Annotated in this window: 18 protein-coding genes; 9 read left to right on the top strand and 9 right to left on the bottom strand. The window is 66.4% G+C overall.

What is annotated here, in order from left to right; genetic code table 11:
• Positions 1 to 37: 37 nt before the first annotated feature.
• Genes modC through modA form a run of 3 tightly spaced genes read right to left on the bottom strand, consistent with a single transcriptional unit; the run spans position 38 to position 2,603 of the window.
• Positions 38 to 1,165, bottom strand: coding sequence for a molybdenum ABC transporter ATP-binding protein (modC, locus tag WA237_RS15460; RefSeq protein WP_336098727.1), 1,128 nt, complete (start codon positions 1,163 to 1,165; stop codon positions 38 to 40).
• Positions 1,162 to 1,848, bottom strand: coding sequence for a molybdate ABC transporter permease subunit (modB, locus tag WA237_RS15465; RefSeq protein ID WP_009812298.1), 687 nt, complete (start codon positions 1,846 to 1,848; stop codon positions 1,162 to 1,164). The genes modC and modB overlap by 4 nt, the downstream gene beginning before the upstream one ends.
• A complete protein-coding gene (gene modA, locus WA237_RS15470) occupies positions 1,845 to 2,603 on the bottom strand; it encodes a molybdate ABC transporter substrate-binding protein (RefSeq protein ID WP_336098728.1) in 759 nt (252 codons plus the stop codon). Before modA ends, modB begins: the two co-directional genes overlap by 4 nt.
• Positions 2,604 to 2,808: 205 nt before the next feature.
• Between modA and WA237_RS15475 the strand changes: the two genes are divergently transcribed.
• The 4 genes from WA237_RS15475 to WA237_RS15490 all read left to right on the top strand — a co-directional run bounded on the left by WA237_RS15475 (position 2,809) and on the right by WA237_RS15490 (position 5,957).
• A complete protein-coding gene (locus tag WA237_RS15475) occupies positions 2,809 to 3,291 on the top strand; it encodes an NUDIX hydrolase (RefSeq protein WP_336098729.1) in 483 nt (160 codons plus the stop codon).
• 52 nt (positions 3,292 to 3,343) lie between these two features.
• A complete protein-coding gene (locus WA237_RS15480) occupies positions 3,344 to 3,775 on the top strand; it encodes a DUF1178 family protein (RefSeq protein ID WP_009812301.1) in 432 nt (143 codons plus the stop codon).
• A gap of 61 nt (positions 3,776 to 3,836) precedes the next feature.
• Positions 3,837 to 4,481 carry an SDR family NAD(P)-dependent oxidoreductase gene (locus WA237_RS15485; RefSeq protein ID WP_336098731.1) on the top strand — a complete coding sequence of 215 codons (645 nt, stop codon included), beginning with the start codon at positions 3,837 to 3,839 and terminating at the stop codon, positions 4,479 to 4,481.
• A gap of 240 nt (positions 4,482 to 4,721) precedes the next feature.
• Positions 4,722 to 5,957: an aspartate kinase gene (locus tag WA237_RS15490; protein ID WP_009812303.1), complete on the top strand. Its 1,236-nt coding sequence runs from the start codon at positions 4,722 to 4,724 to the stop codon at positions 5,955 to 5,957.
• Between the two features lie 31 nt (positions 5,958 to 5,988).
• Here WA237_RS15490 and WA237_RS15495 read toward each other — a convergent pair whose 3' ends face one another.
• Complete coding sequence (locus WA237_RS15495) at positions 5,989 to 7,125, bottom strand: PDZ domain-containing protein (protein WP_336098733.1); 1,137 nt, start codon at positions 7,123 to 7,125, stop codon at positions 5,989 to 5,991.
• A 177-nt stretch (positions 7,126 to 7,302) separates the two neighbouring features.
• On the opposite strand from WA237_RS15495, the gene ptsP reads away from it, so the two are divergent.
• Positions 7,303 to 9,546, top strand: a complete 2,244-nt coding sequence (gene ptsP / locus WA237_RS15500) for a phosphoenolpyruvate--protein phosphotransferase (RefSeq protein WP_040618231.1) — start codon at positions 7,303 to 7,305, stop codon at positions 9,544 to 9,546.
• Between the two features lie 43 nt (positions 9,547 to 9,589).
• Here the strand turns inward: ptsP and WA237_RS15505 are convergent, their stop codons facing one another.
• Positions 9,590 to 10,375, bottom strand: coding sequence for an EcsC family protein (locus WA237_RS15505; RefSeq protein ID WP_336098736.1), 786 nt, complete (start codon positions 10,373 to 10,375; stop codon positions 9,590 to 9,592).
• Positions 10,376 to 10,422: 47 nt separating this feature from the next.
• A complete protein-coding gene (locus tag WA237_RS15510) occupies positions 10,423 to 10,908 on the bottom strand; it encodes a GNAT family N-acetyltransferase (RefSeq protein WP_040617756.1) in 486 nt (161 codons plus the stop codon).
• A gap of 99 nt (positions 10,909 to 11,007) precedes the next feature.
• On the opposite strand from WA237_RS15510, the gene WA237_RS15515 reads away from it, so the two are divergent.
• On the top strand, positions 11,008 to 11,592 hold the full coding sequence (locus WA237_RS15515; protein WP_336098737.1) for a flavin reductase family protein: 585 nt from the start codon (positions 11,008 to 11,010) through the stop codon (positions 11,590 to 11,592).
• Between the two features lie 245 nt (positions 11,593 to 11,837).
• The gene (locus tag WA237_RS15520; protein ID WP_009812309.1) at positions 11,838 to 12,071 is read left to right on the top strand and encodes a hypothetical protein; all 234 of its coding nucleotides are present in this window, start codon (positions 11,838 to 11,840) and stop codon (positions 12,069 to 12,071) included.
• A gap of 114 nt (positions 12,072 to 12,185) precedes the next feature.
• On the opposite strand, the gene WA237_RS15525 is transcribed toward WA237_RS15520, so the two are convergent.
• From WA237_RS15525 to WA237_RS15535, 3 genes are all read right to left on the bottom strand, one after another.
• Positions 12,186 to 13,811 carry a SulP family inorganic anion transporter gene (locus WA237_RS15525; protein WP_442970273.1) on the bottom strand — a complete coding sequence of 542 codons (1,626 nt, stop codon included), beginning with the start codon at positions 13,809 to 13,811 and terminating at the stop codon, positions 12,186 to 12,188.
• A gap of 181 nt (positions 13,812 to 13,992) precedes the next feature.
• Positions 13,993 to 14,913, bottom strand: a complete 921-nt coding sequence (locus WA237_RS15530; RefSeq protein ID WP_216014638.1) for a DMT family transporter — start codon at positions 14,911 to 14,913, stop codon at positions 13,993 to 13,995.
• A gap of 4 nt (positions 14,914 to 14,917) precedes the next feature.
• Complete coding sequence (locus WA237_RS15535; protein ID WP_336098740.1) at positions 14,918 to 15,511, bottom strand: TetR/AcrR family transcriptional regulator; 594 nt, start codon at positions 15,509 to 15,511, stop codon at positions 14,918 to 14,920.
• 166 nt (positions 15,512 to 15,677) lie between these two features.
• On the opposite strand from WA237_RS15535, the gene WA237_RS15540 reads away from it, so the two are divergent.
• Both WA237_RS15540 and WA237_RS15545 read left to right on the top strand, forming a co-directional pair.
• Complete coding sequence (locus tag WA237_RS15540; RefSeq protein ID WP_336098742.1) at positions 15,678 to 16,550, top strand: S-methyl-5'-thioadenosine phosphorylase; 873 nt, start codon at positions 15,678 to 15,680, stop codon at positions 16,548 to 16,550.
• 29 nt (positions 16,551 to 16,579) lie between these two features.
• On the top strand, positions 16,580 to 17,206 hold the full coding sequence (locus WA237_RS15545; RefSeq protein WP_336098743.1) for a LysE family translocator: 627 nt from the start codon (positions 16,580 to 16,582) through the stop codon (positions 17,204 to 17,206).
• The last annotated feature ends 2 nt before the right edge of the window (positions 17,207 to 17,208 follow it).

The raw sequence follows: 17,208 nt of genomic DNA on the forward strand, positions 1-17,208 counted from the left end.
GGCCGGGGTTACAGGGGGTAATCCCGGCCATTAACCATTAATCAGACAAGGGCTCGCCCTGCCCGCCCCCCTGCCCGATGCTCTGACCGATGCTTTGTCGGGGCACTGCCGTGGCCTTGAGAATGGCGAACACCTCCGCCCCCGGCGCAAGCTCCAGCTCCGCCGCCGCCCGCGCCGTGATCCGCGCCAAGATCCGGTCTTGGCCAAGCGCCAGCTGCACCGCCACCCCCGGCCCCTCGCCCCGGAAAAGCCCGCTCACCACCGCCGGCAGGATGTTGCGCGACGACAGCCCCTCGGGCCGCCCCCGCGAGATCAGCACATCGCTCGCCAGCACCCGGATGCGCAGCCCGCTCCCCGGCACCGCCGTCACCCCCGGCAGCAGCAACTCGCCCGCATCGAGCCCCAGCCGCGTCAGCCCATCCGCCTCATGGCCAAGCACCCGCGCCGAGAGAACCGCCCCCGCCTCGCGCACCCCCACAAAAGGCAGCGCCGCCGGATCGCTGAGCACCTCCTGCACCGGCCCGCTCAGCACCACGCGCCCGCCCGCCATCACCACGATCCGATCCGCCAGCCGCGCCACCTCGCCGAGGCTGTGACTGACATAAAGCATCGAGAGCCCCAGCCCGTCGCGCAGCTCTTCGAGATAGGGCAGGATATCCGCCTTGCGCCGATCATCGAGCGCCGCCAAAGGCTCATCCAGCAAGAGCATCTCGGGCTGCGACAGGATCGCCCGCCCCAGCGCCACGCGCTGCGTCTCGCCACCCGAGAGCGCCCGCGGCCGCCGGTCGAGCAGCCCGCCCAGACCCAGCAGATCGACAATCCGCGCCTCCTGCGCCGGATCAGGCGGCTCTGGCGCAAACCGCGCCCCATAACGCAGATTGCCCGCGACGCTCATATGCGGAAAAAGACGGCTGTCTTGAAACACATAGCCGACGCGCCGCCGATGCGGCGGCACCATCTGGCCCGCTGCCCCGTCAAACAGCACCCTGTCGCCCAGCGCGATCCGTCCCGCATCTGGCCGCAACAGCCCCGCCACGGCATTGACCACGCTCGTCTTGCCCGACCCCGACGGGCCGAATAGCGCCGTCACCCCGGCCCCGGCCTGCAACGCGGCCTCGAGGGTAAAGCCCGGAAAAGACTTGGTAATATCGAGAGAAAGGCTCATCTGCCGATCCTCTTCGCCATCCGCCGCGCCAGCAGCTCAGAGGCCAGAACCGCGCCCACCGCCACCACCAGCGACAGCGACAAGAGCCGCAGCGCCGCCGCCTCGCCCCCCGGCACCTGCAGATAGGTGTAGATCGCCGAAGGCAGCGTCCGCGTCTCGCCGGGGATATTGGCGACAAAGGTGATCGTCGCGCCAAATTCGCCCATCGCCTTGGCAAAGCCGAGCACCGCCCCCGCCAACAGCGCCGGCGCGATGAGCGGCAGGGTCACGGTGACGAACACCTGCGCCCGTGGCGCGCCCAAGGTCGCCGCCGCCTCTTCGAGCCGCGGATCGACCGCCTCGAACCCGAGCCGGATCGCCCGCACCATGAGCGGAAACCCCATGATCGCCGCCGCCAGCGCCGCCCCGGTCCAGCGAAAGGCGAGCACGATCCCCACCGAGTCGAGCGCCCCGCCAAGCCAGCCCTGCCGACCAAAACCCAAGAGCAGCAGATAGCCGGTCACCACCGGCGGCAGCACCAGAGGCAGATGCACCAGCGCCGACAGCACCGCCTTGCCCGCAAACTCGCGCCGCGCCAAGAGCCAGGCCATCGCCACCGCCAAGGGCAGGCTGAGCAGCGTCGCCCAAAGCGACACCTTGAGCGACAGACCGAGCGCCGCCAGCTCTTCGGGCGTGAAACTCATGGCAGGGCCCCAAGCGCGGCCCGGGGCACAAAGCCCAGCGCCGCAAACCCGTCCTGCGCCGGACCCATCAGATGCGCGATGAACGCCTCCGCCTGCGGGTGCTCACTGGCCTCAGAGACCGCCGCCCAATAGGCGATCGGGCTATGGGTCTCGGCCCCGATCTCCCGCACCACGGCGACCCGCGCCGCCCGCGCATCGGTGGCATAGACCACGCCGAGCGCCACCTCGCCGCGCTCCACGAGCGCCAGCGCCGCGCGCACATTCTCGGTCTCGGCCAGCTGCGGCGCCAGCGCCTCCCAAAGCCCGGCGGACTGCATCCATTCCTTCGCGTAAATCCCTGCGGGCACGGACAAAACCTGCCCCAGCGCCATGCGCCCGCCTGCCAGCCGCGCGCGCAGCGCCTCGGCGCTCAGATCCTCCAAAGGCGCGGCCCCCTCGGGCCCCACCAGCACCAGCCGATTGCCCATCACCCGCGCCACGCTGCCCGCCCGCAACGCGCCCTCGTCGTCGAGCCAGCGCAGCCAGGCCTCATTGGCCAGGATCACCACATCCGCCGGCGCGCCAAGCGCCACCTGCCGCGCCATCGCCCCCGACCCGCCATAGGACAGGACCACCTCGCCGGAAAACCCCGCCGCCGCCCCGTCCAGCGCCTCGCGCAGCGACGCCGCCGCAAACACGGTGAGCGGCTCGGCCCGGGCCGAGCCTGCCAGCGCCGTCAGCGGCACGGCAATCAGGGCGCAAACCCCGGTGATCATGGCGAAAATTCCTGTCATGGCGCGAGTATTTCGCAATCCCCCCAGCGGCGCAAGCGGCGCGCGCCCCGCCACCGTGGCCATTTTGCCCCGCGCCGGGCTTCGCGATAATTTCCTCTGGTCAGAACGGGTGAAACGCCACAATATGTTGTGTGTAACGAGTGAGTGAAACAATAACCGCGCGAAAGTGGCGGGACGAATGCGGCACATGATCAGACAAGCCCCCATATCGGTTGACGATTACGACAAGCGCGACATGCGTTCGCAATTTGCAGCGCTTTGTTTTCGCATGAAAAAAGGCAAGCCGCAGGTGCTGATGATCACCACGCGCGGCTCTGGCCGCTGGATCATCCCCAAGGGCTGGCCGATGCCGGGACGCACCCCCGCCGAGGCGGCGCTGATCGAGGCCTGGGAAGAGGCGGGCGTGCAGGGCAAGGGCTATGATCAATGCCTCGGCGTCTTCTCCTATCACAAGCTTTTTACCCGCACCGATGGCGCGCCCTGTCTGGCGCTGGTCTACCCGATCAAGGTCAAGGCGCTGGCGCAGAATTTCCCCGAAAAAGGCCAGCGCAAACGCAAATGGATGGGTCTCGACAAGGCCGCGACCAAGGTCGACGAGCCCGAGCTCGCGCAGATTCTGCGCCAGTTCAACCCCAAGCATTTGCCCAAGCCCATTCGCGCCAAGCGTTGATCTTTCGCGGCAAAAGGTTATGTAACACTTAGGTGTAATATTTGGGCGTGCGATGATAAAATTCACGTTGAAATGTGAGCAAGATCACCGGTTTGACAGCTGGTTTCAATCTGCCGAGGCCTTTGACAAGCTGCAAAAGGCGGGCCATGTCGCCTGTGCCGTTTGCGGCAGCGACAAGGTTGAAAAGGCCTTGATGTCGCCGCGCGTGCAAGAGGCCCGGCGCAAGGCGGATACGCTGCGCCCCGCCGCCGACCAATCCCCCGATGTCACCGCCCAGGCGCTCGCCGCGCTGCGCAAACATGTCGAGAGCAATTCCGACTATGTCGGTGGCAAATTCGCGCAAGAAGCCCGCGACATGCACGAGGGTCTCATCCCCTCCCGCGCCATCTATGGCGAGGCCCGCCCCGACGAGGCGCGCAAGCTCATTGAGGATGGCGTGCCGGTCACGCCCCTGCCCTTCACCCCGGGCCGCAAAGCGAACTGACCCCGGCTCACTAATTCTGGCACTGAACTTCGGTGCACAGACCCCACCGAGAGGACATCCCATGCATGTAGTGATCACCGGCGCCAATCGTGGCATTGGCGCGGCCCTCGCGGCTGCCTATGCGGATCTGGATCACGAGGTCACCGGCACCGCGCGCGGCGCGGACGCCGCCCATCCGCTCGATGTGACCAACCCCGAGGCGCAGGCCCGCTTTGCCCAAACGCTCGAGGGCCGCGCCGTCGATCTCCTGATCTGCAACGCCGGCGTCTATCCCGACAAGGGCCACGATCTGACCTCTGGCTTTGACGCCGACACCTGGGCCGCGGCGCTCTCCACCAATGTCACCGGCGTCTTTCTCACCATTCAGTCCCTCCTGCCCCATCTCGCCCGCGCCGCGACGCCCAAGATCGCCATCCTGTCGAGCATCATGGCCAGCGACGCCCGCGCCCCGGGCGGCAGCTACGCCTACCGCGCCTCCAAGGCGGCGGCGCTCAACCTCGGGCGCAACCTCGCGGTCGATCTCGCCCCCGAGGGCATCGCGCTGGGCATCTATCACCCCGGCTGGGTCCGCACCGACATGGGCGGTAATGAGGCCGATATCGACGTCGCAGAGGCGCGCGACGGGCTCATCGCCCGGTTTGACGCGCTCACCCTCGACACCACCGGCTGTTTCGAGGGCTGGGACGGCAACCCGATCCCCTTCTGATCCCCTGCTGAGCACGCCAAAACCGCCACTGTCGTAGCACCGCCGCAATACCGACGCGATACCGACAGGCGGTTTTGCCCCGATCCCTTTGGTCCGAAAACTGCGCCCTCGGGGCGGATTTCCCGCCGCAAGCCGCGACAAACCGGCCCAGAGCGCAATTTTCCTGATGCCACGCCACTTGCCCTTCGCCGCGACCGGGCGTAAACCCCCGCGCGACCAATACCCGAAGGGACCGACCCCATGCCCGTTCTCGTGATGAAATTCGGCGGCACCTCCGTCGCCAATCTCGACCGCATCCGCCGCGCCGCCAAACGTGTGGGCGTCGAGGTGGCCAAGGGCTATGACGTGATCGTCATCGTCTCGGCCATGTCGGGCAAGACCAACGAGCTGGTGGGCTGGGTGGGCGAGACCTCGCCGCTCTATGACGCCCGCGAATATGACGCGGTGGTGAGCTCGGGCGAGAATGTGACCGCCGGTCTCATGGCGCTCACCTTGCAGGAAATGGACGTGCCGGCGCGCAGCTGGCAGGGCTGGCAAGTGCCGGTCAAGACGACCTCGGCCCATTCCGCCGCCCGCATCGAAGAGATCCCCACCGACAACATCACCGCCAAGTTTGGCGAAGGCATGCGCGTCGCCGTGGTCGCGGGCTTTCAGGGCGTGAGCCCCGAGGGCCGCATCACCACGCTGGGCCGGGGCGGGTCGGACACCACTGCCGTGGCCTTTGCCGCCGCTTTCGACGCCGAGCGCTGTGACATCTACACCGATGTCGACGGGGTCTATACCACCGACCCGCGCATCGCGTCGAAGGCGCGCAAGCTCGACAAGATCGCCTTTGAGGAAATGCTGGAACTGGCCTCGCTCGGGGCCAAGGTATTGCAGACCCGCTCGGTCGAGCTGGCGATGCGCTATAATGTCAAACTGCGCGTGCTGAGCAGTTTCGAGGAACAATCTGACGCGGCCGGGACGCTGGTCTGCGATGAGGAGGAAATCATGGAATCTAATGTCGTAAGCGGCATCGCCTATTCGCGGGACGAGGCCAAGATGACCCTCATCTCGGTCGCCGACCGGCCCGGCATCGCCGCCGCCATCTTCGGCCCGCTCTCCGAGGCCGGGGTGAATGTCGATATGATCATTCAGAACATCGCCGAAGAAGGTCGCACCGACATGACCTTCTCCTGCCCCACCGATCAGGTGAAACGCGCCGAAAAGGCCATGGCGGATGCGAAGGCCCGGGGCGACATCAACTATCACGATCTGGTGGCCGACACCGATGTCGCCAAAGTCTCGGCCGTCGGCATCGGCATGCGCAGCCAGTCGGGCGTCGCCGCCAAGATGTTCAAGACGCTCTCCGACGAAGGCGTCAACATCAAGGTCATCGCCACCTCCGAGATCAAGATTTCGGTGCTGATCGACCGCAAATACATGGAGCTCGCCGTGCAGGCGCTGCATGACGCGTTCGAGCTCGACAAGGCCTAAAGGCTGGGGCCTGAGAGCTAAGACCTTAGGCCTAGCCCTCGCCCATCAAGATCAGTTGCCGGACCTCGTAAAACTCTGGTCCGGCGACATTTTCCCACTCTCCCGCCATGGCGGGCGGCACCGGATAGCCGGTCGCCTCGCGGCTCTGCCCATCGGTGGCACAGCGCTGACCCGCGCGAAACACCGTATCGCTCGCCGAAATCTTGCCCAGCTTCTCATCGCTCAGCATCTTGATCCGCCCGCCCTCCCCAAAGGCATAGCGCGCCCGAAAGAGCTGCCCGGCATAAAGCACCACTGCCTCGGCCTGCATCGTCTCACCGCGCCCCTCGATCCGCACCGGCCCGGGCCGCGCCAGCGCCGCCCCCTCGCCGCCCGGCAGCTCCGCCGCCCGCTCGATCACTTCGAACGCGCCCGCCTTGGCCCAGATATGACCGTTGTAATAGCGCAGATACTGCGCCGCCTGCGCCTCGGTGCCGAGATCCGGCGCGCTCTGCGCCGCGATCTCATGCACCGTCGCCGCCCGCCCGTCGAGAAACACCGGCACGCCACCGCGCGGCACCAGATAAGAGCGCAGACAGGGATGATCCCACGCGCCCATCTCCCAGAGCTCCGCGCCCTCGTTGAACTGCAGCCCAAGCCGCCGCGCATAGTGCATCTCCGCCGCCGCCAAGACCCCGGGCTCACCGGTCTCAGATGTCTCATCAGAGGACGCTGAGCCCCCCCGCGCCCCAGACCTTTGCAACCTCACGGCGATCTCTTCCGGCCCCTCCTTCCCGAGCCGCGTGAAAAACACCTCTGCGCCGGGCTTGATCTTGCGCAGCGCTGCCTCAAATTCCCCTTGGCTCGCCACCGCCACCCCGTCCACAGACAGGAGTATGTCACCAAGTTTCAGACCCGCCTCCTGCGCCGCATACCCGTCGAGCACCGAGATCACGAAAACGCCCGCTGGCGCCTCCATCCCGGCCTGCTCCGCGATCCGCGCGCTCACCGCATATACGCTGGCGCCGAGCACCCCGCGCCGTGTCTCCGACGGCTCGTACCGCCCCCACAGGACCAGCCCCAGCGCCAAGAGCCCAAGCCCGGCCAGACCCCAGATCCGCCGCCCGCGCAGCCGCGCCAACAGCCCCGCCGACACCCGCCCGACTGATGAAAACCTGTCCTTTACCATCACAACTGCCTGTTTTTACGGCGCACCGATCAGAGCCTTCCCGTCTGACGCGAAACACATGGAATTTCTTATGATTACACGTCATGATAGAAGAAAGAATAGCAAAGACGCCGCCGCCGAATCTGAATATCTTCGGCGCGGCACCGAGGGGAGACGGTGCATGGCGAGAGTTTCACCATGATGGACGGCTTTATCACCGACAGCCGCCAGATGCTTGGCCGTCTGCGCGAGATCATGTCAGAGGAAACCGGCGGCCAGACGCGGCTCGACCGGATCACCTCGCTGATCTCCGAAGAAATGCGCACCGAGGTCTGCTCGATCTATCTCTTCCGCGACGAGGAAACGCTCGAACTCTGCGCCACCGAAGGTCTCAACGCCGAGGCCGTGCACCAGACGCGGATGCGGCTCGGCGAGGGCCTCGTGGGCCGGGTCGCCCGCACCAGCAAGGTGATCAACACCGATGACGCCCCCGCCACGCGCGGCTTTCGCTACATGCCCGAGACCGGCGAAGAGGCCTATTCCTCCTTCCTTGGCGTGCCGATCCAGCGGCTGGGCGAAACGCTCGGCGTGCTGGTGGTCCAGTCGAAACAGGCGCGCAGCTATTCCGACGAGGAAATCTATGCCGTCGAAGTGGTCGCCATGGTCATCGCCGAAATGGCCGAGCTCGGCGCTTTCGTCGGCGAAGGCGCGGCCATGTCGGCCCGCCACCAACACCCGGTCATGTTCCGCGGCCATGTCGCCCAAGAGGGCGTCGCGCGCGGCCATGTCTGGCTGCACGAACCGCGCGTCGTGGTCACCAACCCGATCGCCGACGACCCGGCGGCCGAGTTGGAACGGCTCACCGAGGCGGTGGAGACCCTGCGCGTCGGCGTCGACCGGATGCTCTCGGATGTGCGCAGCGGCGACAAGGAACAGCTGCAAGTTCTTGAAACCTACCGGATGTTCGCCAATTCCAAGGGCTGGATGCGGCGCATGGAAGAGGACATCGGCCGCGGTCTCTCGGCCGAGGCCGCGGTCGAAAAGGAACAATCCACCGCCCGGTCGCGGATGGAAAAGGCCACCGACGCCTATCTCCGCGACCGGCTCCACGATCTCGACGATCTGAGCAACCGGCTCCTGCGCATCCTGACCGGTCAGGGCCGCGAAACCGGCGCGGAAATGCCGCCCGATCCGATCCTCATCGCCCGCAATATCGGCCCGGCGGAACTCTTGGATTATGGCCGCTCGCTCAAGGGGATCGTGCTCGAAGAGGGCGCGGTCGGCAGCCATGCCACCATCGTCGCCCGGGCGCTGGCGATCCCGCTGGTGATCCATGCCGAACGCATCACCACCGAGGCGCTCAACGGCGATCCGGTGCTCATCGACGGCGATCAGGGCATCGTGCATCTGCGCCCCGACGACACGATCAGCGCCGCCTTTGTCGACAAGATGGCGATGCAGGCCGAGGCCCAGGAGCGCTATGCCTCGATCCGCGACAAACCCGCCGAAACGCTCTGCGGGGCGCGCATCGGGCTGATGATGAACGCCGGTCTCATGGCCGATCTGCCGAGCCTCGTGGGCTCTGGCGCCGAGGGCGTCGGCCTCTTTCGCACCGAGCTGCAATTCCTGATCCGCAACCACATGCCGAAACGCGCCGAGCTGAGCGATCTCTACGCCCGCGTCATGGATGCGGCGCAGGGCAAACAGGTGACCTTCCGCACGCTCGACATCGGCTCGGACAAGGTGCTGCCCTATATGAAGGCCACGGACGAGCCCAACCCGGCGCTCGGCTGGCGCGCCATCCGGATCGGTCTCGACCGGCCCGGGGTGATGCGGATGCAGCTGCAGGCGCTGGTGCGCGCCGCCGCCGGGCGGCCGCTGTCGGTGATGTTCCCCTTTGTCGCCCAGCTCGAGGAATTCGCCGCCGCCCGTGCCGAAATGGACAAGGCGCTCGAACGCGAACGCATCCTCGGCCACCCGCTGCCCTCCGATCTCAAGGTCGGCGCGATGCTGGAAACCCCGTCGCTCGCCTATGCGCCCGACAGTTTCTACCGCGATGTCGATTTCCTCTCCATCGGCGGCAATGATCTCAAGCAATTCTTCTTTGCCGCCGACCGCGAGAACGAGCTGGTGCGCCGCCGCTATGACACGCTCAACGTCTCTTTCCTGACCTTTCTCGAAAACATCGTGAAACGCTGCGAAAAGACCGGCACACCGCTGAGCTTCTGTGGCGAGGATGCGGGCCGCCCGGTCGAGGCCGCCTGCCTCGCCGCCATCGGCCTGCGCAGCCTCTCGATGCGCCCCGCCTCCATCGGTCCAGTGAAATCCATCCTGCGCCGCATCGACCTGACAGAGCTGCACGCGCTCATCCACGAGGCCGCCGAGCGCGGCGATCAATCGGTACGCCCCGCCGCCATGGACTATCTGCGCGGCAAGCTCTGATTAGGTCTGCACGGGGCCCTGAACGGGACGCTGAAACGCGGCCCTAGCCGCGTTTGACCGCCGGCGCGGTGATCAGCTTGCGAAACTCCGCGACCAATTCATCATGATCGCGGTTGGCCTCGATGGCCAGCCGCCGCAGCCCGAAATGCACATGCGCCATCTGCTGATAATAGCCGGTAAAGGCGTAGTTGACCGCCGCCCCTGCCGCCGCCCCCAGCACCGGCACCGCCTGCGCCGCAAGCTTTTGCCCCAGCACCGCCGCCAGACGCGGCGCCACCCGCGCGATCAGCGCGTTGAGCGCCGGCCCCGTCACCGCGAGCCGCGTGCCGAGAAAGGCCAGATCCGCCTCGTCATCCCGCTCCAGCGGGCCAGAGGCCGCAAAGACCTGAATGCAATCATAGCGCACGCTTTCCTCCGAGGGGTCAAACCCCTCTTCCTCGGCCACGTCCTGAATGGTGCGCAGAAGGATCGCCGTGGTCACCGGCAGCTCGGCCATCGCCCCCGGCATGCCGCCGAGACCGCCCGCCGCCCCCATCGCCGTCGTCACCGCCCGGTTGAGCCAGCCGGGCTGGCCGCCCACCACGCCGCGCGACCGATGCGCCGCCTCCATCGCAAGGCGCAGCGCCTCGGCGGTGGCACCCTCCATCCGGTCGCGGATCGGCGCCGGCAACCGGCCCATGATATCGGCGGCCGACCCGCCCAGCGCGTTGAGAACCTGCATCCCGAGCCCATCGGCCCGGGCATGGCGCAACGCCAAGGCCTGCAGCGCCTTTTGCGTGTCATCCTCGGAAATCGGCGGGCCCAACAGGGTCAGATCAGGTGTGCTCATCCTCTAAAGATCGGCACGCGCCAGAGATTTTCAAGATAATTTGCGGATCAGGTGACTTTGGTCACATGGCCGGTGACGCCCGCCCAGGCATCGGGCCGCAGCGCGATGCCCAGCACCCGGTCCGGGTTGGTCGGCGGCGGCATCTCGACCCCGTCGAGCCGCTCGAACCCGAAGCGCGCATAATAGGGCGCGTCGCCCACCAGCATCACCCGGGGCCAGCCCTGCTCGCGCGCCTTGTCGAGACTGCCATGAATGAGCAAGCCGCCAAGCCCCTCGCCCTGCCGCGTCGGGTGCACCGCCACCGGCCCGAGCAACAGCGCCCGCGCCGCGCCCACCATCACCGGCCAATAGCGGATCGCACCGGCCACGATACCGCTCGGATCGCGCGCCACGAGGCACAGACCGGATACCGGCGTAATACCGTCGCGTAACCGATAGGACGACAGCGCCTCACGACCGGGTGCAAAGCACAGATCATAGAGCGCTTCGACCTCCCACCAGTCCTCCGCGGTTTCCGGGCGTAATTCGAACACTGTGCAGGCGGCCTTTCTGGGCGTTTTCGGGTGGCAAAGCGGTTATCACGGGCGTAAGCCTTGCACAAACCTAGAAAATCACCCGAGGAGCCCCGCGCGATGTTTTACCGCCCCGAAGACGGTCATGGCCTGCCGCACAACCCGTTCAACGCCATCGTCTCGCCGCGTCCCATTGGCTGGATATCCTCCAAGAGCGCCGATGGCGTGGCCAATCTCGCGCCCTATTCCTTTTTCAACGCAGTGGCTTACGTCCCGCCCCAGGTGATGTTTTCCTCGACCAATGAAAAAGACAGCCTGCGCAACATCCGCGACAGCGGCACGTTTTGCGTCAATGTGGTGAGCGAGGCGATGCTGCATCAGATGAACGAAAGCTCCGCCGCCCTGCCGCCCGAGAGCGATGAGTTCGTCCGCGCAGGCCTCGCCTCGGCGCCCTGCGAGACGATCGACTGCCCCCGCGTGGCCGACGCCCCCGCCGCGCTCGAATGCAAGGTGACCGAGATCCTGCAACTCAAGGGCGCCGCCAATTTCGCCATTTTCGGCGAGGTCACCGGCGTTCATATCCGCGAGGACTGCCTCCGCGATGGCCGCTTTGATGTCACGAGCTTTGTGCCCATCGCGCGGCTCGGCTACATGGATTACGCCGCCGTCCGCGAGGTGTTCGAACTGGCCCGCCCCGAGGTCTAACCCCGCCGCGACTCACCTCTCGCAAATGCAGCATTCCATGCCGCAGCACAGCATCAAAATAGCGTCCGGCCTTAAAAACCGGGCGCTATTTGCGTTTTCACCCTGCTCGAAAACTGTGCAGGTGCAGAAAAATCAGCCAAAAGGTCAGCATTTATGACGATTATCACGGGATGGTTACCCAACTGTCATTCCCTTCCGCCAGAAGATGGCTACATCTGGAAACAGAGATGACAAGGAGACCTCCCGTGACCAAGTCCGACACCTCCCAAACCGATCTGACACCCGATGCCTTTGGCTTTGACGAAGACACCAAGCTGCGTTCCGATGGCACGCTCGACGTGGATCACTATGTGGCACTCGGCCGCCAGATGCGCGCCGAACACACCCGCGATCTGGTGCTGGGCCTGACCCGCAGCATCGCGGCGATCCGCCTCGGCGGCCTGCGCCTCTCGCGCCGCCTGCATATCTTCGGCCACTAAGGCCAGCCGCGCTTCAGGTCTCAGCCAAGACCAAGACCGCAAGACCAAGACCCAAGAGCAGTTGGGGCGGGCCCTCTCGGACCCGCCCCTTTTCTGTGCCGCTATGGCCCCGGCTCAATGCCCCCCGAGCACCCCGGTCCGCACACCGTAATCCACCGCCAGCGCGTAATCGGGATCGTCGTCGCTATCGACCACCAGATGCCCCGCCCGCGTCAGAAGCTGATGACAGTCGCGGCTCAGATGGCGCAGCATGATCCGCTTGCCCTCGGCCTCATAGCGCCCGGCCACCGTCTCGATCGCCTGCAGCGCCGATTGGTCCACCACCCGGCTCGCATCGAAATCGACGATCACCACCTCCGGATCGCCCTCGTAATCGAAGAGCTCGACAAAGCCATCGGTCGAGCCAAAGAACAGCGGCCCCTGGATCTCATAGACCTTGGCGCCCTTCTCGGTCACCGACTCGCGTTCGACCGCGTGGATGCGCTTGGCATTGTTCCACGCATAGGCCAGCGCCGAGACAATCACCCCCACGACCACCGCCACCGCGAGGTCTTCCATCACCGTCACCACGGTCACGAGGATGATGACAAAGGCATCCGTCATCGGCACTTTGCGCAGGATCTTGAACGAGTTCCACGCAAACGTCCCGATCACCACCATGAACATCACACCGACCAGCGCCGCGAGCGGGATCTGCTCGATCAGCGGCGCGGCAAAGAGGATAAAGATCAGCAGGAACAACGCCGCCGCCACCCCGGCAATCCGCGTCCGCCCGCCCGATTTCACATTGATCATCGACTGGCCGATCATCGCACAGCCCCCCATGCCGCCGAAAAACCCGGTGAGCGTATTGGCCAGACCTTGCGCGATACATTCCTGGCTCGCACCGCCCCGCCGCCCGGTGATCTCACCCACGAGGTTGAGGGTCAGCAGGCTCTCGATAAGGCCAATTGCCGCGAGGATCACCGCATAGGGCAGGATGATCTGCAAGGTTTCGAGGTTGAGAGGCGCCAGAGGCGTCCCATAGAGCCCCTCCCCCTGACCAAAGGGCCAATGGAAGGCCGGGAAACTGCCCTCGATCGAGGCCAGATCGCCGACCCGCGGCACCTCGAGCCCAAGCCCGATCACCAGCCCCGCGACCACCACGATCCCCGCCAGCGGTGCCGGCACGATGCGGGTGATGCGCGGCATGACCCAGATCACCGCCATGGTCAGCGCCACAAGCCCCAGCATGGTCATCATCTCGACCCCGGCGAGCCAGGTACCCCCCGACATGCCATGGCCGGTGTTGACCATGCTGCCCGGCTCCTTGAACTGACCGAGCTGCGCGAGAAAGATCACGATGGCGAGCCCGTTCACAAAGCCAAGCATCACGGGATGCGGCACCAGACGGATGAATTTGCCCCATTTGAGCGCCCCGGCAATCACCTGAAGAATGCCCATCAACACCACGGTCGCAAAGAGATATTCGACGCCATGCTCCGCCACCAGCGCCACCATGACCACTGCCAAGGCTCCGGTCGCGCCCGAGATCATCCCCGGCCGCCCGCCGATCACCGCGGTCACCAGACCGACGAGGAACGCGGCATAGAGCCCGACCAGCGGATGCACCCCGGCGACAAAGGCAAAGGCCACCGCCTCGGGCACCAGCGCAAGCGCCACGGTGAGCCCCGACAAAAGCTCGGTGCGCACCCGGCCCATGGTCAGATGTTCATCCTGCATGATGCTCAGATCAGGCATCGAGATATTGTTGGCTAGCGCCGCGAGAAGGGTCTTTTTCACGGGGTATCGTCCTTTTGGGATTGCGGGCATTTGCGCGCCCCCTACCCGTTTGACCGGGTTTTGACAACTCCGCCCCGTCTTGCGCCCCGGCCTCGCCCGTCAACCGTGACAAATGCGCGGCGGGCGCACCCCGGCTTGCCTAGCCCGCAGGCGCTTTGCGCATTGCGACCCCCGGCCGCACCGGCCAGGTGAGCCACAGCAGGCACAGCACCACCAGCGCCACCCCGGTCCAGCCGAGCGGATCGAGTCGTTCACCCACCACCAGCACCGCCAAGAGCGCCGCCACCACCGGCTCGAACAGCGTCAGCGTGGTGGCGAGGCTCGCCGCCACCCGCGCCAGCCCATAGCCAAAGGCGAGATAGCCCAGAAACATCGGCACCACCGCCATGTAGATCCCCACGCCCGCATTCTGCCAGCTGTCGAGAAACCCGGCGCCGGTGAGCGCCAGAACCGGCATGAGCAGCAGCCCGCCCAGCCCAAAGGTCGCCCCCATCGTGGCCCGCGCGCTGATCCCGCGCTGCATCATCCGCCGCGCCGTCCAGGAATAGAGCGCATAGGTGAACCCGGCCCCAAGCCCCAACAGCGCCCCGGCCAGAGGATGCGTGCCGCCCACCCCATGCCCGCCGGTCTCGGCAAGGCTCAAGAGCGCCATCCCCACAAGGCCGATCGCCGCCCCGATCATCCAGCGCCGGCTGAGCCGCAGCCCGTCGAGCCGGTATTCGATCAAGGCCGACAACAGCGGTGCGGACCCCAGCGACACCAGCGTGCCAATGGTCACCCCCGCCAGCCGCATCGAGGCGTAGAACGCCAGCGGATAGAGCGCCACCGCCACCGCCCCGAGCCACAGACAGCGCCATTCCCGCATGATCCCTGCCCGGTGCCGCCGCAGCCCGCCCAGCGCCACCAGCGCCTGCAACAGCCCGCCAAACCCCATCGCCGCCGCGCCGATGGCGACCGGGCTCATCTCCGGCGCGAATGTCGCCGCCGTCCCCGTGGTCCCCCAGAGGATCGACGCCACCAAAACTGCCGCCACCCCGGCAAAACTCATTCCCTGCGCCATCACTTTACTCCTCACCCGCCGGATCCTGCCCCGGCATCATCACACTCAACATGTCGCGCATCTCGCGCAGACAGGCATCGCTGCCCTCAAGCCCCGCGCGCACCATCGCCCCTTCGATGAGAAAGGCGAACTGCCGCGCATAGCGCGCCGCCGCCCCCTCGCCGCAGATCTCGGCAAGCTCGGACCGCAGGATCGCCTCGACCTCTTCCTTATGCCGCCGCACCGCCGCACGGCCCGGATCCCCGGGCAGCAATTCCGCCGCCGCATTGAGTAGCCCACAGCCGCGAAACCCGCGCTCATAGGCGAAATTCGCGTGATCCGCATAGGCATCGACCACCGCCAGGATCCGCGCCTGCGGATCATCGAGCCCCTCAACCCGCGCCGCATGAAACGCCAGCCACTCGGCATGGCGCGCCTCGATATAGGCCTCGACCAGCGCCGATTTGGAGGCGAAATTGTTGTAAAGGCTCTGCTTGGCGACCCCGGCACGCGCGATGATCCGGTCGATGCCGGTCGCCACGATCCCATCTTGGTAAAACAGCTCTTCCGCCGCCCGCAGCAGCCGGTCCCGCGCCGTCTCGCCTTTGGTATGTGCCACGCCAAGCCCTCCGCACCAAGTAACTAGGTAGACCAGTCTACCTAGTTGCGCCCCCTGTCAATCCCCCACCCCTCACTTTCGCGACAGATGCGGCAGATCGCGACCCGTGACGGGTTGACTTCGCCGCCGCCCACGCCACGATCCGGGCCAAGCGAAAGGACCAAAGATGACCAAGACAATGCTGGGCGTGATCGGTGGATCGGGCCTCTATCAGATCGACGGGCTGCAATCGCCTGAATGGCAAACGGTAGAGACCCCCTGGGGCGCGCCCTCGGATCAGATCCTCACCGGCACGCTCGACGGCATGGCGCTGGCCTTCCTGCCCCGTCACGGGCGCGGCCATAGCCACACGCCGACCTCCGTGCCCTATCGCGCCAATATCGACGCGCTGAAACGGCTGGGCGTCACCGATGTTATCTCGGTCTCTGCTTGCGGGTCGTTCCGCGAGGCGATGGCCCCCGGCGATTTCGTCGTGGTGGATCAATTCATCGACCGCACCTTCGCCCGCGAGAAATCCTTCTTTGGCCCCGGCTGCGTCGCCCATGTAAGCGTCGCCCACCCGACCTGCCCCCGGCTCTCGGCGGCCTGCCTCACCGCCGCCATCGACGCGGGCATCACCGTGCATGACGGCGGCACCTATCTCGCCATGGAAGGCCCGCAATTCTCGACGCTGGCGGAATCGCGCATGTACCGCGAACACTGGGGCGCGGACGTCATCGGCATGACCAACATGCCCGAGGCCAAGCTCGCCCGCGAGGCCGAGCTTTGCTATGCGAGCATCGCCATGGTCACCGATTACGACAGCTGGCATCCCGATCATGGCGAGGTCGACGTGACCCAGATCATCGCCACGCTCACCGGCAATGCCGACAAGGGCCGCGCCATGATCGAACGGCTCCCCGGCCTGCTCGAGGCCGAGCGCGCGCCCTGCCCGCATGGCTGTGACCGCGCTCTCGATCATGCTATCCTCACCGCGCCCGACGCCCGCGACCCCGCCCTCGTGGCGCGGCTCGACGCGGTGGCGGGCCGTCTTCTCTAGCCAGTCTCCTTTAACCGAAAGCTCCGCCCATGCCTCTCGATCTCTGGCTCGCCTTCGTCGCCGCCTCCACCGCGCTCTTGCTCATTCCCGGCCCCACGGTCCTCTTGGTGCTGAGCTACGCGCTCTCCAAAGGCCGCAGCGTGGCGCTTGCCAGCGCCGCCGGCGTGGCGCTGGGCGATCTCGTCGCCATGTCCGCCTCGCTCGCCGGTCTCGGCGCGCTGGTGCTGGCCTCGGCCACGCTCTTCACCGCGCTAAAATGGATCGGCGCGGCCTATCTGGTCTGGATGGGGATCAAACTGCTGCGCTCCGCCCCCTCCGAGGGGCTCGACGCCACCCCCACCCGCGAGATCACCACCCGCGGCGTCTTCTGGCACGCGGCGGGGGTGACCGCGCTCAACCCGAAATCCATCGCCTTCTTCATCGCCTTTGTCCCGCAATTCGTCACGCTCAACGCGCCGCTCTTGCCGCAATTCGTCATCCTCGTCGCGACGTTCGTGACCCTCGCCGCCCTCAACGCGCTGGCCTATGCGCTCTTGGCCGACCGGCTGCGCAGCACCATCCGCCGCCCCGCCGTGATCACCTGGCTGACCCGCTCGGGCGGCATGGCTCTGGTGGCGATGGGGGTGATGACCGCGACGCTGCGGCGCAGCAATTGAAT

The organism is Roseovarius sp. CH_XMU1461, assembly GCF_037027165.1.
Classification (GTDB): domain Bacteria; phylum Pseudomonadota; class Alphaproteobacteria; order Rhodobacterales; family Rhodobacteraceae; genus Roseovarius; species Roseovarius nubinhibens.

What these genes read in the sequence shown, in the direction of transcription:
- modC (WP_336098727.1), bottom strand. Translation starts at nt 1,165, where the DNA reads ATGAGCCTTTCTCTCGATATTACCAAGTCTTTTCCGGGCTTTACCCTC.
- modB (WP_009812298.1), bottom strand. Translation starts at nt 1,848, where the DNA reads ATGAGTTTCACGCCCGAAGAGCTGGCGGCGCTCGGTCTGTCGCTCAAG.
- modA (WP_336098728.1), bottom strand. Translation starts at nt 2,603, where the DNA reads ATGATCACCGGGGTTTGCGCCCTGATTGCCGTGCCGCTGACGGCGCTG.
- WA237_RS15475 (WP_336098729.1), top strand. Translation starts at nt 2,809, where the DNA reads ATGATCAGACAAGCCCCCATATCGGTTGACGATTACGACAAGCGCGAC.
- WA237_RS15480 (WP_009812301.1), top strand. Translation starts at nt 3,344, where the DNA reads ATGATAAAATTCACGTTGAAATGTGAGCAAGATCACCGGTTTGACAGC.
- WA237_RS15485 (WP_336098731.1), top strand. Translation starts at nt 3,837, where the DNA reads ATGCATGTAGTGATCACCGGCGCCAATCGTGGCATTGGCGCGGCCCTC.
- WA237_RS15490 (WP_009812303.1), top strand. Translation starts at nt 4,722, where the DNA reads ATGCCCGTTCTCGTGATGAAATTCGGCGGCACCTCCGTCGCCAATCTC.
- WA237_RS15495 (WP_336098733.1), bottom strand. Translation starts at nt 7,125, where the DNA reads ATGGTAAAGGACAGGTTTTCATCAGTCGGGCGGGTGTCGGCGGGGCTG.
- ptsP (WP_040618231.1), top strand. Translation starts at nt 7,303, where the DNA reads ATGATGGACGGCTTTATCACCGACAGCCGCCAGATGCTTGGCCGTCTG.
- WA237_RS15505 (WP_336098736.1), bottom strand. Translation starts at nt 10,375, where the DNA reads ATGAGCACACCTGATCTGACCCTGTTGGGCCCGCCGATTTCCGAGGAT.
- WA237_RS15515 (WP_336098737.1), top strand. Translation starts at nt 11,008, where the DNA reads ATGTTTTACCGCCCCGAAGACGGTCATGGCCTGCCGCACAACCCGTTC.
- WA237_RS15525 (WP_442970273.1), bottom strand. Translation starts at nt 13,811, where the DNA reads ATGCCTGATCTGAGCATCATGCAGGATGAACATCTGACCATGGGCCGG.
- WA237_RS15530 (WP_216014638.1), bottom strand. Translation starts at nt 14,913, where the DNA reads ATGGCGCAGGGAATGAGTTTTGCCGGGGTGGCGGCAGTTTTGGTGGCG.
- WA237_RS15540 (WP_336098742.1), top strand. Translation starts at nt 15,678, where the DNA reads ATGACCAAGACAATGCTGGGCGTGATCGGTGGATCGGGCCTCTATCAG.
- WA237_RS15545 (WP_336098743.1), top strand. Translation starts at nt 16,580, where the DNA reads ATGCCTCTCGATCTCTGGCTCGCCTTCGTCGCCGCCTCCACCGCGCTC.